This is a genomic window from Bradyrhizobium sp. BR 1432, assembly GCF_051547705.1.
Classification (GTDB): Bacteria; Pseudomonadota; Alphaproteobacteria; order Rhizobiales; family Xanthobacteraceae; genus Bradyrhizobium; species Bradyrhizobium zhanjiangense.
In genome coordinates, this window is the sequence record NZ_JBPUGF010000003.1 from 5,422,905 (window position 1) to 5,437,630 (window position 14,726).

Here is a 14,726-nt window from a genome sequence, read left to right on the forward strand (position 1 = left end):
AAATCGTTGATCGGACGACGCGGATGATAAAGACCGACAGTGGCGCTTCGCTCGGTATGACGCAGGGATACACGACCGCCGTCGATCGTCATCTTGCTTTGCTGTACGCGCCGTCCGCGAAGAGCGCATGGCGGCTCATTCCGCAGATTGATAAGCATCCAGGGCTGGTCGCCTACGTGCAGGGCTTACGAGGGCGCCTCGTTCTGCTTGCCGTCGTTGCAGCACTTGCCGCGCCAGCCGGCCTGTTCGGGATCGACCTTACGGTGGCGCCGCTGGCGATGGTCTGCGGTTACGCGCAAAAGCTTCGCCGCTATCTCATTCCATTGGCGACGCTGCTGGTGCTCTGCCGGAACGGCTTCTGGATCGACCGCGATCTTGTGCAGCGTGTCGCAGAGCAGGAAGGGCTTGGCGATCACGTCACCGTGTCGCTGTTGTGCCTCGCGTCACTGGTGCTGGTTATCATCCTGTGCTCTTGCCTGCTGCTGTTTTGGCAGAGAGTTGTCGCCATTCAGCTGTTTCGCCGTTCAACGCTGTGCCTGATCTCGGGCTTCATTGGCCTCGTGGTCGTGGCGGAGTCCTCCATGATCGCAGGCATGCCGCGGATCCTGCTCTGGTCGTTCCTCATGGCCTTGCATCCGTATCTCTGGTTTCTGGCGTATGCCCTTGCCGATGCAGCCGCGCCGGGTCGGGCGCCGTTCTGGCATATCTCGGCGTCTTCCATCCGTTTTGGGGATCGACTCTCACGCCGTTCGGCAAGGGTCTATCTTATCTCGCAAAATTCGAAGCGAAGACATCCGAGGAACTCGCCGTAACCCAGCTCAAGGGGCTGAAGCTCGCGGTTTGGACGCTGCTGCTCGCCGTCTGCTTGAATGGTCTGCGGACGCTGGTCCATGGCCAGCTCGGGCTGCCATCGTTCGACGAGACGTTCCTTGCACATGTCGGCGGGTCGAGACTATCCGCGATATCTCTGCTGGGCAAGCCTCGTGACATACTTCTTCGAGGACGTGCTCGTGATGACGACGTGGGGAGGGGCCATCATCGCTTGCGCGCGGATGGCGGGCTTTCGCCTGTTGCGCAACACCTACCGGCCGCTAGAGGCGACGACGCTCGTCGAGTTCTGGAACAGGTACTATTTCTATTACAAGGAATTGCTGGTCGATCATTTCTTCTATCCGGTTTTTCTGCGGTACTTTCGCACGAACCGAAAGCTGCGGATGTTCTTTGCGACCTTCATGGCGGCATGTCTGGGCAACCTGCTGTTTCATTTCATACGGGATATCAGGTTCGTCGTGGAGCTCGGCTGGTGGAAGGCCCTGACCGGCGAAGCGTCACATGCGTTTTATACCCTTCTTCTCGCCGTGGGCGTCGGTGTGTCGCAGATGCAAACCCAGGGACGCGCGCGAGCCGACCACGGACGGTCAGCCCGCGCATTGGGAATGATTTGGGTCATCCTCTTCTTCTGTCTGCTGCATGTCTTCGACGCTCCACTCGACCGTGTCCACACGATCTGGCAGCGCGCTGATTTTCTCGCATACCTCTTGGGAGTTGACACATGGATCTGAACGTCCGCTCGAAAATGCGCGACTATGTCGTCCAGCGGCTCAGCCTGCGCGGAGATCATTCTCCGGTCGAGGACGATGAGCTCTTGTTCACCAGCGGCCGGCTCGATTCGCTGGATGCGGTCGAAATCATCATGTCGCTTGAGATGGACTACGGGATCGATTTTGCGCGGATCAATTTCGATCTGACGCAGCTGGATTCGATCAACGCCATCTGCGATCTGGTGGATGCGGTCAACGCGTGACCAGTCCAAATGGCTCTTTAGCCATTCGTCCGTGTGAGATGTCACGGACGCTTCGCACGATCTTCTCATTTGGTGCGGGCGGCCGGACTCGAACCGGCACAGGCCTTGCGGCCCCACGGATTTTCATACCACTTCGGCTTTCGCCGCCGCCCTTTCGGCGTTCGTGGTCTGGACTATCCCTTCACCCTGGCGCTTGTCCGCTGTAGGTGCTGCCCGTCTAGTCTCTACACCTTCCCCCTGGCGGGGGCTTGGCTCGGGATTGCCAGTGAAGGTTTCCCCGACTTTGAGCAGTTCTGCTCCTGAAGTTTCCTCCAGGGCACTCAATGGCTTAAGTCCGATGCGTCTACCAATTCCGCCACGCCCGCATCGGCCCATCTATACGGCGCAATTGCCCGACGGGCAAAGAGAATACAGCGGCCGATTCCGCGCACGATTTGAGCCGCTTACCTCAGGGGCTCCAGCTCGGATTCGGTCACGTCCTCGGCCCTCTGGCATTGCTGCTTTGTTGGCTCTATAGGCGGTTCTTCCTTCAGCAAGGCGGGCGCGCAAGGCAAAGCCTCAATCCGGACATTTGTTGTTGCTTTAGGCATTCTCAATCCACGGGGACTATTCATCCGGCATGGCTGCTTCGTTTTCCTCTTCCCTGCGCTCCTGCAGCGGGCTTCTCGTGCTGCTCGCGGCGGGCGTCGCGCTGTCCGGTTGTGCCGGCATGAGTGAGACGGTCGCGCCGGCCTTCGCCGATCCCGGCAAATACGAATTGTATGACTGCAAGCAGCTCGAGACCGAGCGCAAGGCGCTCGCCAATCGCACTGCCGATTTGCAGAAGCTGATGGACAAGGCCCAGACCGGCGCTGGTGGCGCGGTGGTGTCCGAGCTTGCCTATCGGAACGACTACATCGCGGTGCGGGGCCAGGCGCAACTTGCCGATGAGGCCTGGCGCCGCAACAGGTGCCGGGAGACACCGCCCGAGCCGACACCGCCCGCCGCGCCGCCGTCATCCGCGGCCGCTGCCAAGCCGGCGTCGAAATCCGGAAAAGCGATCCGCTGAGGCACTGGCGGCGCCTCGCATCAGGGCCGCCAATTGTAGATCCAGTCCTGTCGCGCCAGCATGCGGTCCGGGCCGAGCGCGCGGATCGCAAGATCGCGCGCAATCGCGAGCGGCCCGCTGAAATGATAGATGCGGCCCTGCTGCCGCGCCGTCCGCTGCACCCGCCGCACGCGTGCCTGGCGCGCGCGGCCATATTGCGTCAGCGCAGCCGTGATGCCCGCGGTACTCTCGGCCGCCTCGACGCTCAGATGCCGGGCGAGCACGGCGGCATCCTCGATCGCCATACCGGCGCCTTGGGCTGCGAACGGCAGCATCGCATGCACGGCATCGCCGAGCAGCCCGACCGGGCCTTTGCTCCAGGGGCAGCCGTCAGGCACCCCGAACAGCGCCCATTTCCGCCAGGCGTCGACCGGGGCGAGCATCATCCGCGCCGACGGCGGCCAGCGCGGCGCGGCGAAAGCCTCCATCACCTCGTGGGGATCGCCGGGCGTACTCCAGCCCGGCCTGTTCCAGGTGCCCGGCAACACCGCGACCACGTTGATCTGGCGTCCGCCCGCGATCGGATAGGCCACGAGATGGGCGTTCGGGCCCATCCAGAGCTGCACCCGGCGCGCGGTGTAGTCCTTCGGCAGTTGCGTCGCATCGAGCGTGCCGCGCCAGGCGATCAGGCCGGAAAAGCGCGGCTGCACTTCGGGAAACAGGTGCTGGCGGACCGTCGACCAGATGCCGTCGGCGCCGATCAATGCGCTGGCGAGATCGCTGCGGCGGATCGTGCCGCTGCGATGGACCACCGTCAGCCCCTTGGCGTGAGGTGCGACGTCCTCGAAGGTCGCGCCCAGCTTCAGGTCGATGTCAGGATGGTCTGCGACAGCGCTCGCCAGCGCCGATTGCAGATCGGCGCGGTGCACCACCCAATAGGGGGCGCCGGCGCGCGCAGAAGCTGCCTCGCCGAGCGGCATGCGCAGCAGCTCGCCGCCGGCCCGCGCGCTCATGATCGAGACCGCTTCCGGGGTCACGGCGCGCAGCTTGAGGCGTTCGGTGAGGCCGAGCTCGACCAGCACGCGGCTGGCATTGGGGGAGAGTTGCAGGCCGGCGCCGACTTCCTCGAGGCGCTCGGCCTTTTCCAGCACGACGATGCGGAAGCCGCGGGCCGCGAGCGCAAGCGCGGCCGTCAGTCCACCGATGCCGGCACCGGCAATGACAATCGTTCGGGAGAGCGCCACCCCTGACCGATGGGACCGGTCAGGCCACCTTGTCCTTCAGCACGCATTCCGGCGGACGGGCTTCGCCCGCCTTCAGGTCGGCCGCGAAGCGGTACAGCGTCGAGCAGTAGGGGCAGATGATCTCGTTGTCGTTGCCGAGGTCGAGGAAGACGTGCGGATGATCGAACGGAGGGTTGGCGCCCACGCACATGAACTCTTGCGAGCCGATCTCGATGACGGGAACACCGGCATCGTTATGGAAGTGCGGGACGACATGGTCGGACATCGTAGTTCATCCTGGAGTGGCAATGGCGACAGGTACAATCGAAAACTGACGCGGCATCTTTAAGGCGCCGGGACCATACTGGTGGGTTCAGATGATTGCTAGTCCAGCGGAACCAAAAGGTTCGCAATTGCCCCATGCTCATTTGCTCATGCAAATTCGACACAATCTTGAGGCCTGAGAGAAGCCCTTCTTTCGTCGGTGGCGTTGTGTCGCAATTTTGGCATACTATGTCTGTCGACGAGCATAATTGCGACGAAAGACGAATCGTCAGGCGTCAGCGATTTTAGGACCGTCCAGGCTTTCCGTATGAAATGGCTGCGAATCAGCACAGCGTTGACCGGTGTCGCGGCATGCAGCTTCATGCTCGCGCAGGTAGCACCGCAGGCCCGCGAGGCCGGCGCGGTCCTTGCCGCCCAGGACGATCCCGCCGTGCTCTCCGAGCTCAAGCTCGATGCGCTGCTGCGGCAGAACGAGCGCCTGGTTCAGGACAACATCGAGGCTGCGCTCGCCGCGGGCGATGCCGATCTCGCCGACAGTTTCGTCGCGCTCGCGCGTGACCGCAACATTGCGCTGCCGGACGACCTCCTGAGCCGCGTCAACGATGCGGTCAAAGCCGAGAATTCCACCTCCCATTTTGCCAAACGATTTGCCACCGGTCTCGTCACCGGCAATGCCGACGACGTCGCGAGCCTGTCGGGAACGGTGGCCGGCGATCTCTTCGTGATCGGCGACATCAGGGACGTCGTCCGGGAAGGCAAGCACCTCGCCATGGGCGAGGACACCGACCGGCTCGTGCTGGGGCTCGCGGCGGCTGGCCTTGCGGTGACGGCGGCAACCTACGTCTCCGTCGGTGGTGCCGCGCCGGTGCGCGCCGGGCTGACGCTGGTGAAGGACGCGCGCAAGGTGGGGCGGCTCGGTGAGGGGCTTGCCGCATGGGCCGGCCGGTCGGCGCGCGAGATCGTCGACACGCCGATGCTTCAGAACGCGGTCGCCAAGGGCTCGGTGCTGCGGCCGGGGGCGACCATGAGCGCGATCAAGGCCGCGTTCCGAGCCGAAAAGGCCGGCGCGCTGGTTCGGCTCGGCAAGGACGTGACGCGCGTCGCCGAAAAGACCGGCACGCGCGGGGCGATGGACACGTTGCGGATCGCCGACGGCCCGAAGGATGTTGCGCGCGCGGCGCGGCTTGCGGAAGCGCAGGGCGGCAAGACCCGCGCCATCATGAAACTGCTTGGCCGCGGTGCGCTGCTCCTCATCGGCGGTGCGTTCGATCTGACGCTCTGGCTGTTCGGCGCGGCACTGACGCTGTTTGGGCTGTTGTCCTCGATCAAGGCGACCACGGAGCGCCTGACCCAGGCTTGGTGCGATCGCAAGCGCGCGCGGCGGCTCCGCCGGGCGCAGATGGCCGCCGAGGCCGCTCTGGCGGATGCAGCCCTCAGGGCCTAAAGCGCGATGAGATTGAGGTAATTCGTAGCCGCGCTTGAGGCTATTGTTTGAGCATGATCTCCGCGCAAACGCGTTCCGCGTTTGCGGAGCGGAAAAACCGCTGCACACTTGTCCGGATCGTGCTCTAAGATCGAGTTTTCCCCCTCCAGACCTGCGGAACTGATGATGCCGAGCTTCCACAACGGCGCCGTTGAAATTGCCTATCTCGACGAAGGCGAGGGCGACCCGATCATTCTCCTGCACGGCTTTGCCTCGAGCAAGAACGTGAACTGGGTCTATCCGACCTGGGTCTCGGAACTGCGCAAGAACGGCCGCCGTGTGGTCGCGCTGGACAATCGCGGCCACGGCGAGAGTGCGAAGCTCTACGAGCCTGCGCAGTACTCGATCCCGGTCATGGCCGGCGACGTGCTGGCGTTGATGGATCATCTCGCCATCCCGCAGGCCGACATCATGGGCTATTCGATGGGCGGACGGATGGCGGCGTGGCTCGCGCTCAACGAGCCGCAGCGCCTGCGCTCGGCGATCCTCGGCGGCATCGGCATCGGCGGCCTGATCGAGGGCACCGGCCCCGGCGAGAACGTCGCGAAGGCGCTGGAGGCACCCTCGCTCGACGACGTCACCGATCCCGTGGGTCGCACCTTCCGCGCCTTTGCCGATCAGACCCGCTCGGACCGCCGTGCGCTCGCCGCCTGCCTGCGCGGCACGCGGGAGCTCATGACGAGAGCGCAAGCCGCGCGCATCGAGGTGTCCGTGCTGATTGCGGTCGGCACCGCCGACGACGTCGCGGGCTCTGCCGGCGCACTCGGCGCGATCATTCCGGGCGCGCAAGTGCTCGACATCCCGGGCCGCGATCACATGCGGGCGGTCGGCGACAAGGTCTACAAGACCGGCGTGCTCGATTTCCTCTCACGCCGCAGCTGAGGTCTCGTCCGCCGGCGCCTCGTCGCCGAACGCGCGAAACAGCGCCGTCAGCACCACGAAGGTCGCAATCCACACCATCCGCGCGCCATAACGGTCGTGCGGACCGGAGATCACGCCGCAGATGAAGGCGTTGCCGAGCAGCGCCAGTGTCACGGTCGCTGCCAGCAGCGTCAGATCGTTCGAGCCGGCGCCTCATGAGCGCATGCACGAGCAGCCCGACCAGCGCCGCCATCGAGGCCAGTGCGACGGGGATATGCAGCCAGTTGACGTCGTCGAAATTGACGGCCCAGTGCTGCTGCCGCGCCGCGCGCATCGGCGCGACTTGCGCGGGTATGTAGCGCTCGATGATGCCGTAGGTGTGCGGAATCCAGCCGTTGGTGCCTTCGCCGGTTGCGACATGCAGCAATTGTTGCCCCATCGCCCGCAGCGCCGCGCCGGCCTGCCAGGCTGGATAGTCCGCGAGCGAATGCACGACGATGTAGCCCATCTCCTCATTCAGGCCTTCGAACCGGCCGAGCGTGTTGAACATGCTCTTGCCCCACAGAAACTCGTCGGCGGTCGCCGGCAGCTCGTTGCGATAGGGGCAGAGCTTGTAGCGTTCGCGCGGGCAATGATCGTTGAGATAGCGCGCAACGATGCCGTCCTGCATCATGCGGCCGAAGGCGACGCCATAGCCGCCGGGCGTCCAGGCCCATTTGCCCGACAGCGCATAATTCGCCGACATCAGCATCAGGCCGCCCGCGACGATGGTAAGGCTCGCCAGCGCCAATCCCGCAAGTGGAAGGCGGGGTCTGAGGAGCGGCCGCGCCATCCAGCCGGCGACGCACAGACCGAGCAGCACGCCGAGCGTTGCGCTGTGGGTCGCTGCGGCAAAGGCGGTGAAGACGAACAGCGCGATTTTTTCGAGCACCGAAGTGCGGTGTGCTCCGATGACCAGCAGGAACAGCGACAGCACCGACAGCCCTGCAAAGATGTCGGTGAGCAGCATGCTCGCCAGCCAGGGCAGGGCGGTCGACAGGATCAGGAGCAGGCTGATCGCGACGAAGCGGAAGGTCTGCATCAGCCCGAGCACGCGCAAGCTGAGCTGCAACAGCCACAGCGTCGCCAGCGACTGGACCGCGACGTTGATCCAGAAACCAAAACTCTCGCCATAGTGCAGATAGAGGCCGAATACGGTGGAGCGGCTCGGAACGAGATAGCCCTCGTACCAGCGCGCCAGATAGCCGCCGGTATCCCATTGAAACAACGGATAGCCGTTCCAAAACGCCGGCGCGATCATCAGCAGGGGCAGGGCCATTGCGGCCAGCCGCAGCCATAACGAGCCCGCGGCGCGCGCGCGCAATTGGTCGGTGGTGATGCTCAAAACTGTTCCGTCCTCGGGTCGACCATGCCCGCAATAACGGTTGGGGGAGAATTCACCAATAGTTTGATGCGGCCCGGCTTGAATTTGGCAAAACTCTGACCACTTTGAGCCAACCTTGCCGCCTGGGGGCGTCAGAAGAAAGTCTTGTGTTTCAATGTCTTGGCGCGCTTTCGCAAGGCAAGGCACTGTTCACTCTCAGGCAAGCCGGTCAGGACTTTGTCGCCTACACTGTGCTATAGAGCCAACAAAACCAGCCCATTCGAAAGAGCAATTCCCATGGCAGTGCATCAGGTCAATCCGGGAGGAAAGCTCGCATCGCTCGATCCGATCTGGGACCGGATCCGGAGCGAGGCGGAGGACATCGTCCATCGCGAGCCCGAGCTTGCGACCTTCATCTATTCGACGGTGCTGCATCACAGCCGTCTCGAAAATTCCGTGATTCACCGTCTCGCCGACCGGCTCGATCACTCCGCGCTGTCGGGCGATCTCGTGCGCCAGACCTATGACGAGGCGCTGCGCGACGATCCCGATCTCGGCAACGCCTTTCGCGCCGATCTCGTCGCCGTCTACGACCGCGATCCCGCGACCTCGCGCTTCATCGATCCCTTGCTCTACTTCAAGGGCTTTCATGCGATCCAGACCCATCGCCTGGCACACTGGCTCTATCTGAAGGGCCGCAAGGATTTCGCGTACTACCTCCAGAGCCGTTCGTCCGCGGTGTTCCAGACCGACATCAACCCCGCCGCGCGCATCGGCCGCGGCATCTTCCTCGACCACGCCACCGGCTTCGTCTGCGGTGAGACGGCGGTGATCGAGGACGACGTCTCGATCCTGCACGGCGTCACGCTCGGCGGCACCGGCAAGGAGAACGAGGACCGTCATCCGAAGATCCGCCATGGCGTGCTGATCGGTGCCGGCGCAAAGATCCTCGGCAACATCGAGATCGGCCATTGCGCGCGCATTGCCGCCGGCTCGGTCGTGGTCAAGCCGGTGCCGCACAACGTCACGGTTGCGGGCGTGCCCGCCAAGATCGTCGGCGAAGCCGGCTGCGCCGAGCCGTCGCGCACCATGGATCAGATGATCAACGCGATGGGACTTTGATCTCCGTTTGATTGGAACGGGGCCGGATTTTCCGGCCCTTTCCGTCCCGAAATTCTTTGGCAATTCATGCTGGCGGTTCGTCGCGTCTCGTCGTAAACCCCGCCAACCAGATTTCGATTGGAGACTTGCCGTGGACGTCAAGGAAGTGAGAAAGCTCGACGCGTATCTGAAGCGCGTATTCGGCAATCCCAAGATTCGCGTCGTGCCGCGGCCGAAGAAGGACGATTCCGCCGAGGTCTATATCGGCGAGGAGTTCATCGGCGTGCTCTTCGTCGACGACGAGGACGACGACCGCTCGTTCCAGTTCCAGATGGCGATCCTCGAGGACGATCTCGTCGATCAGGAGTAGGCGTAGCGCCTCGGAGTCACGCATCCACCGCGGCGAGCATCTCGGGGATCGTGACAAACTTCTCCCGGGGCTTGCCGAGCGCGGCTCCCCGGCGTTTCTCGGCCGCGTCGATCGTGCCCCAATCCGGATAGCTCACGATGCGTGCGACGCGGCCGGTCAGGCGCGCAAGCAGTGCGTCAGGCGTATCCGAGCGCGGCCGTCGATGGGCGATATCCGCCAGGACGGCCTCTGCGGTGGCAATCCCGCAGCCGCGATTGGTGCCGATCGTCCCGTTCGGCCCGCGCTTACTCCATCCGCAGACATAGAGGCCCTCGATCACCGAACCGTCGACTGCGACACGTCCGCCGACGTTCGCATGCACGCCGCGATGCGCGTCATAGGGAACCCCGGCCACAGGCGTGGTCTTCCGGCCGACGCTGCTGAACGAGAGGCCGCATGCGATGTCCTCGATAGCGCCCGATCCTTGCTTGAACGCGATGGCCTCCAGGCGGCCTCGTCCTCGGAGCGCGACGGGAGACAGACCAAATCGAAAAACGCAGCGCCGCGGCTTCGTCACGGCCGCCCGTGAGAACGCGCGCAGCAACGTCAATTTCTCGGTCAGCTCCGGATCGTCGGGACGCCGCGGCTCGAATTCATCGGAGGTGACGTTGCGCATGTCGACGCATGTGTCGCATGTGCCGAGTTCGAGAAAGTCACGTAATTCCTTCGCGGTGAACCTGGCCTGCGCCGGTCCGCCGCGGCCGACGACGTGGATTTCGCGGATCCGGCTTTCTGCCAGGACGTCGAGCGCGTGGCGCGCGATGTCGGTCCGGCGCAGCTCGTCCGCGGTCTTGGCGAGGATGCGCGCCACGTCGAGAGCGACGTTGCCATGGCCGATGACGATCGCGGTCTCATGATGAAGATCGAGCCGCAGATCCGCAAACTGCGGATGCCCGTTGTACCACGCGACGAAATCGCCCGCCGTGTGGCTGCCCGGCAGTGCTTCGCCGGGGATGTCGAGCGCCCGGCTCAGGTCCGCGCCTGTCGCGAGCACAACGGCGTCATAGGCCTCGCGCAGCTCGTCGATCGTGAGGTCGTCTCCGATCGTGACGCCGCCGATGAAGCGAAACCCGGGCATGGCGGCGATCCGGTCGAAGGCCGTTGTGACCTGCTTGAGCTTCGGATGGTCGGGGGCAACGCCGAACCGTACCAGGCCGTACGGCACGGGGAGCCGTTCGAACATGTCGACAGTCACGGGCGCGCCCGAGCGCAACAGGGCCTCGGTGGTGTAGAAGCCGCTCGGTCCGCTGCCGACGACGGCGATGCGAACTTCGTTTGCAGCGGACCCGTCATCGGCCCAGCGCCTGCCTGCGTTCATCGGCCCCCGGCAGAGCCGGCAGGCGCGCACTGATGACGGGAGTTTCAGTCGCGCGCTTGCGGTTGACGTCGATCCAGTACTTCTTGTCCGCGGCGAGGCGATAGTCGGGCTCGATCGCGCCGACCGGGCATGCCGGCGCGCAGCCACCGCAATCGATGCAGTTTTCCGGATCGATGTAGGTCATGGTATCGTCGACGTGGAAGCACTCCACGGGACAGACGGTAACGCATTCGGTGTATCGGCAGCCGCGGCAATTGTCGGTGACCACATATGTCATCGTCAGGCCCCGCTGACCTGAACGAGGATGTCCGAGAATGTCGGGGCACGGCCGAGGTCGGCGAAGGCGGGAGGCGTCAGCACGTGAACCGTCGCGCCCTTGCGATTGGACCGCTGCCAGTAGCCGGACGGCGCCACCACCACACCCGGCATGACGTCGGCCGAAACGGTCGCGAAGGCCTCGAACGCGCCACGGTCGTTGAACACGCGAATGGGCGCGCCCGCGACGATGCCACGCTGTGCCGCATCGTCCGGATTGAGGAGTACCGCCTGTTCCTCACCCGCTTGCGCGGTCTGCGCCGGCAGGTTGCCGTAGTTCGAATTCAGGAAGGCGTGGCTCTTCGGCGAGATCAGGCTGAGCGGATAGCGCGTTGCGAGCATGGGCGCCGTGCGCGGGTTCTCGTTCGGCGGGATGTAGTGGGGCAGGGGATCGACCGGCGCGGCGTCCTGATCGCCATTGTAGCCCTGACGGAACAGCGGCACCACGAAGTTGCCGCCGCCGGCGATGGTCGAGCTGAACTCGCACTTCCCCGATGCGGTCGGAAAATTGCCCTCGCGGTGCGGCGCCCAGTCGGCCGGCGCGGGCATGTCGAGGCGGGCATAGCCCTTGGACTTGACGTCATCGAGCGTGATCCCGGCGAGCACCGGACTGCTCCAGTCGAGGGAGGCTTCGATGATCTCGTCGTCGCTCCGGAAGAAGGCCGGATCGGTGATGCCCATCGCGCGCGCGAGCCGGCGGAACAGCTCGGTGTTGGACACGGCTTCGCAGAGCGGCTCGATCGCCTGGTTGTTGTAGGACAGATAGAGGTGCCCCCAGGAGAACATGATGTCCTTCTGCTCGAGCTGCGTGGTCGCGGGCAAAACGATGTCGGCGTATTTGGCGGTGTCGGTCAGGAAGTGCTCGCTGACGACGGTGAAGAGATCCTCGCGCTCTAATCCCTTTTCGAGCTTGCTCTGTTCGGTCACCATCGCCATTGGATTGGCGTTGTAGACGAACAGCGCCTTGATCGGCGGATCGAAGCCGAGCTCGCCCGTCAGCGCAGCTCCAAGGCGCCAGGAATTGAGCACGCGCATCTTCGCCGGCTGGAGATCGGGACGCATCAGCACGTCCCATCTGACCGGGAACGCCCAGATCGGGAGCTGGAGCAGCCCACCGCCGACATGCTTCCAGGCGCCGATCAGCCCCGGAAGACAGGCGATCGCGCGCACGGTCTGACCGCCGCCGGCATGCCGCTCGACCGCGACGCCAATGCGCACGACGGCCGGTGGTGTCGTCGCATATTCCCGCGCCAGCTTGACGATGTCGTCGACGGGAATGCCGGTTTCCTGCGAGGCGAATTCAGGTGTGTAGCTGGACGCCCGCTCGGCCAGCTCGTCGTAGCCCACGGTGTATTTGTCGACATAGTCGCGATCGATCAGATTCTCCTTGATGATGACGTGGATCATCGCGAGCGCCAGCGCAGCATCGGTGCCGGGACGGATCGGAATATGCCAGTCGGCGAGGCGGGCGGTGCGGGTGCGGACGGGATCGATCACCACGAGTTTGGCACCGGCCTTCTTCGCCTGCTCGATGAACGGCCAGTGATGCGAGTTCGTGCTCAGTGTGTTGCAGGCCCACAGGATGATGTACTTCGAGTGCACGAAGCTTTCGGGATCGACGCCCGGCGTGTGCCCGATCGTCATCATGTACGCGGTGCAAGAGGCGGAATCGCAGAAGGTGCGCTCCAGAACCGTCGCGCCGAGCTTGTTGAAGAGGGGATCGCCGACGTTCAGCCCGTTGATGATGCCCTGCGTGCCCAGATAGCTGTAGGGCAGGATCGCCTGCGCACCATGCTCGGCAATGACGGATGTCCAGCGCGAGGCGATGGTCGCGAGCGCTTCCTCCCAGGAGATTCGCTGGAACTGCTTGCTGCCCTTCGGGCCGACGCGCTTGAGCGGATACAGGACGCGCTTGTCGCTGTAGACGCGCTCCTCATAGTTGTTGACCTTCACGCAGAGCCGCCCGCGCGTGAAGGGGTGATCGGGATTGCCCCGGACGGCGATGGCCTTGCCATCCTCGACCGTGGTCAGGATGGAGCAGGTGTCCGGGCAGTCGTGGGGGCACGCGCCTATTACCGTGGTCCGGGCCATGGGTCTCTCCGCTTCCCGATTCAAGTCGGTCAAGGATGCGGCCGGCGGGCGCGGCCTGGCTTTTCAAAATGTGCGGTCTTGTTGTCCCGGACTGCTCTCGGCCCGTGGACGGCCGGCCGGATGTCTGGCATGCTAATTGCTGGACCCGGCAATACCTTTCTACCCACACATCGCGTGATCTGGCGGAGATTTCCGATGGGTATGCTTGGCAATTCTGTCGATAAATATGTGACCGGCAGAATGCTTCAGACGTCCAATGACCGGCGGTGGGGACACCTCTTGGCCGAGCGATGGAGCCATGAGCCAGGCGATCTTCCCCCGCAATTGCCGCGCGACACCGAGATCGCAATCCTGCCGCGAGGCAGCTCGGTCGTGGATCGCGAAGGCGCCGGCATGCGGCAGCGCACTTTCGGCCGAAAGGGCACCGTCTGGCTCTGCCCGGCCGGCATCCGCGAAGATTTCATCCGTGTTGAGAACCAGATGCAGGAATGCCTGCATCTCTTTCTCCCCGGCAAGCCGTTCGACGACACCATGCTCCGGGATCTGGACATCGATCCCTCGGGTATCTCGATCCGCTACGAGACCATCGATCAGGACATGTTCATCGAGCACGTTGCTGACCGGATCCTGAAGGAGCTCGAACAGGAGACCTCCACCGGCCGGCTCCTGATCGAAAGTCTCGGGCGCGCGTTGTCAGCCCATCTCGTGCATACCTACTCGGCAACTGCAGTCCGGCTCCGGCAAATCAACGCCGGTCAGCGGCCACTCGACGCCAAGCGGCTGTCGCGTGTGACGGAGTTCATCGAGGCGTCCGTCGAACGCGAGTTCACGGTCAAGGATTTGGCATCGGTGGCGTGCATGAGCCCGGCGCATTTCTCCCGCAGCTTCAAGGCGGCGACAGGTAGCGCGCCGCATGAATATGTCAGCCGGCAGCGTCTCGATCTGGCCAAGCGGCTGCTGTCCACCAGCGATCGCCCGCTGGTCGACATCGCCTATGCCGCGGGATTTTCATCGCAGGCCAATTTCAACCGCGCCTTCCGCAAGGCGGTCGGGACGACGCCGAGCCTGTATCGGGCGCAGAAGGGGCGCGACTGAGGCTTCCGTCAGGGGAGGCAGATCTCGCCGTCGCTAGAGCTATGCCTTGTCGAAAATGCGGAGCCGCGCAGTCGCCTCCGCGACCGTCACCTCATGCACATCAAGAGCTCCTCGCGTGATCGGCCCTGGAAGCGGATCAGAGTGATCCGGCCGGTCTCCTCAAACCCCAACCACTCGCGCCTAAGCAATTGGGTACCCGGAGATGTGTGGCCGCCACCATTCAATCGGTGACCCATCATGGCATCATGCCCCTGTTTTGCCCGACGGGTCAAGTGAGATTCGCAAAATACGAAATCGTGCCAATGCTTGGCTACTGTGCATGGGGTTGTTTTCGCAGTTTTTGTTTTGGAG

Annotated in this window: 14 protein-coding genes and 1 pseudogene; 9 read left to right on the forward strand and 6 right to left on the reverse strand. The window is 64.1% G+C overall.

Annotated features, from left to right (window positions below; all coding sequences use genetic code 11):
- The first annotated feature begins 23 nt into the window (after positions 1–23).
- The 4 genes from ACSKB8_RS26030 (at position 24) to ACSKB8_RS26045 (ending at position 2,852) form a co-directional block, all read left to right on the forward strand.
- Entirely contained in the window at positions 24–812 is a 789-nt protein-coding gene (locus ACSKB8_RS26030) for a hypothetical protein (protein ID WP_438107326.1), read from the forward strand.
- 171 nt (positions 813–983) lie between these two features.
- Entirely contained in the window at positions 984–1,562 is a 579-nt protein-coding gene (locus ACSKB8_RS26035; protein WP_438107328.1) for a hypothetical protein, read from the forward strand.
- A complete protein-coding gene (locus tag ACSKB8_RS26040) occupies positions 1,553–1,804 on the forward strand; it encodes an acyl carrier protein (RefSeq protein ID WP_249756658.1) in 252 nt (83 codons plus the stop codon). The genes ACSKB8_RS26035 and ACSKB8_RS26040 overlap by 10 nt, the downstream gene beginning before the upstream one ends.
- Positions 1,805–2,423: 619 nt before the next feature.
- Complete coding sequence (locus ACSKB8_RS26045) at positions 2,424–2,852, forward strand: twin-arginine translocation pathway signal (protein WP_438107330.1); 429 nt, start codon at positions 2,424–2,426, stop codon at positions 2,850–2,852.
- A 20-nt stretch (positions 2,853–2,872) separates the two neighbouring features.
- Here ACSKB8_RS26045 and ACSKB8_RS26050 read toward each other — a convergent pair whose 3' ends face one another.
- Positions 2,873–4,075, reverse strand: a complete 1,203-nt coding sequence (locus ACSKB8_RS26050) for an FAD-dependent monooxygenase (RefSeq protein WP_438107332.1) — start codon at positions 4,073–4,075, stop codon at positions 2,873–2,875.
- 19 nt (positions 4,076–4,094) lie between these two features.
- On the reverse strand, positions 4,095–4,340 hold the full coding sequence (locus ACSKB8_RS26055) for a zinc-finger domain-containing protein (RefSeq protein WP_007602543.1): 246 nt from the start codon (positions 4,338–4,340) through the stop codon (positions 4,095–4,097).
- Positions 4,341–4,646: 306 nt separating this feature from the next.
- Between ACSKB8_RS26055 and ACSKB8_RS26060 the strand changes: the two genes are divergently transcribed.
- Positions 4,647–5,783, forward strand: a complete 1,137-nt coding sequence (locus ACSKB8_RS26060) for a hypothetical protein (RefSeq protein WP_438107335.1) — start codon at positions 4,647–4,649, stop codon at positions 5,781–5,783.
- A gap of 165 nt (positions 5,784–5,948) precedes the next feature.
- Complete coding sequence (locus ACSKB8_RS26065; protein ID WP_091889523.1) at positions 5,949–6,704, forward strand: alpha/beta fold hydrolase; 756 nt, start codon at positions 5,949–5,951, stop codon at positions 6,702–6,704.
- On the opposite strand, the pseudogene ACSKB8_RS26070 reads toward ACSKB8_RS26065, so the two are convergent.
- A pseudogene (locus tag ACSKB8_RS26070) lies at positions 6,690–8,067 on the reverse strand (hypothetical protein). The gene ACSKB8_RS26065 and the pseudogene ACSKB8_RS26070 overlap by 15 nt on opposite strands.
- A 276-nt stretch (positions 8,068–8,343) precedes the next feature.
- Between ACSKB8_RS26070 and cysE the strand changes: the two are divergent.
- Complete coding sequence (cysE, locus tag ACSKB8_RS26075; RefSeq protein ID WP_091889465.1) at positions 8,344–9,168, forward strand: serine O-acetyltransferase; 825 nt, start codon at positions 8,344–8,346, stop codon at positions 9,166–9,168.
- Between the two features lie 130 nt (positions 9,169–9,298).
- The gene (locus tag ACSKB8_RS26080) at positions 9,299–9,517 is read left to right on the forward strand and encodes a DUF3126 family protein (protein ID WP_007602550.1); all 219 of its coding nucleotides are present in this window, start codon (positions 9,299–9,301) and stop codon (positions 9,515–9,517) included.
- A gap of 16 nt (positions 9,518–9,533) precedes the next feature.
- Here the strand turns inward: ACSKB8_RS26080 and ACSKB8_RS26085 are convergent, their stop codons facing one another.
- The 3 genes from ACSKB8_RS26085 to ACSKB8_RS26095 are packed head-to-tail and all read right to left on the reverse strand — an operon-like array spanning position 9,534 to position 13,280.
- Positions 9,534–10,904: an FAD-dependent oxidoreductase gene (locus ACSKB8_RS26085; RefSeq protein WP_438107338.1), complete on the reverse strand. Its 1,371-nt coding sequence runs from the start codon at positions 10,902–10,904 to the stop codon at positions 9,534–9,536.
- Complete coding sequence (locus ACSKB8_RS26090) at positions 10,846–11,151, reverse strand: ferredoxin family protein (protein ID WP_091889461.1); 306 nt, start codon at positions 11,149–11,151, stop codon at positions 10,846–10,848. Before ACSKB8_RS26090 ends, ACSKB8_RS26085 begins: the two co-directional genes overlap by 59 nt.
- Positions 11,152–11,153: 2 nt before the next feature.
- The gene (locus ACSKB8_RS26095) at positions 11,154–13,280 is read right to left on the reverse strand and encodes a molybdopterin-containing oxidoreductase family protein (protein ID WP_438107340.1); all 2,127 of its coding nucleotides are present in this window, start codon (positions 13,278–13,280) and stop codon (positions 11,154–11,156) included.
- 279 nt (positions 13,281–13,559) lie between these two features.
- On the opposite strand from ACSKB8_RS26095, the gene ACSKB8_RS26100 reads away from it, so the two are divergent.
- Positions 13,560–14,375 carry a helix-turn-helix domain-containing protein gene (locus tag ACSKB8_RS26100; RefSeq protein ID WP_438107342.1) on the forward strand — a complete coding sequence of 272 codons (816 nt, stop codon included), beginning with the start codon at positions 13,560–13,562 and terminating at the stop codon, positions 14,373–14,375.
- Positions 14,376–14,726: the final 351 nt, after the last annotated feature.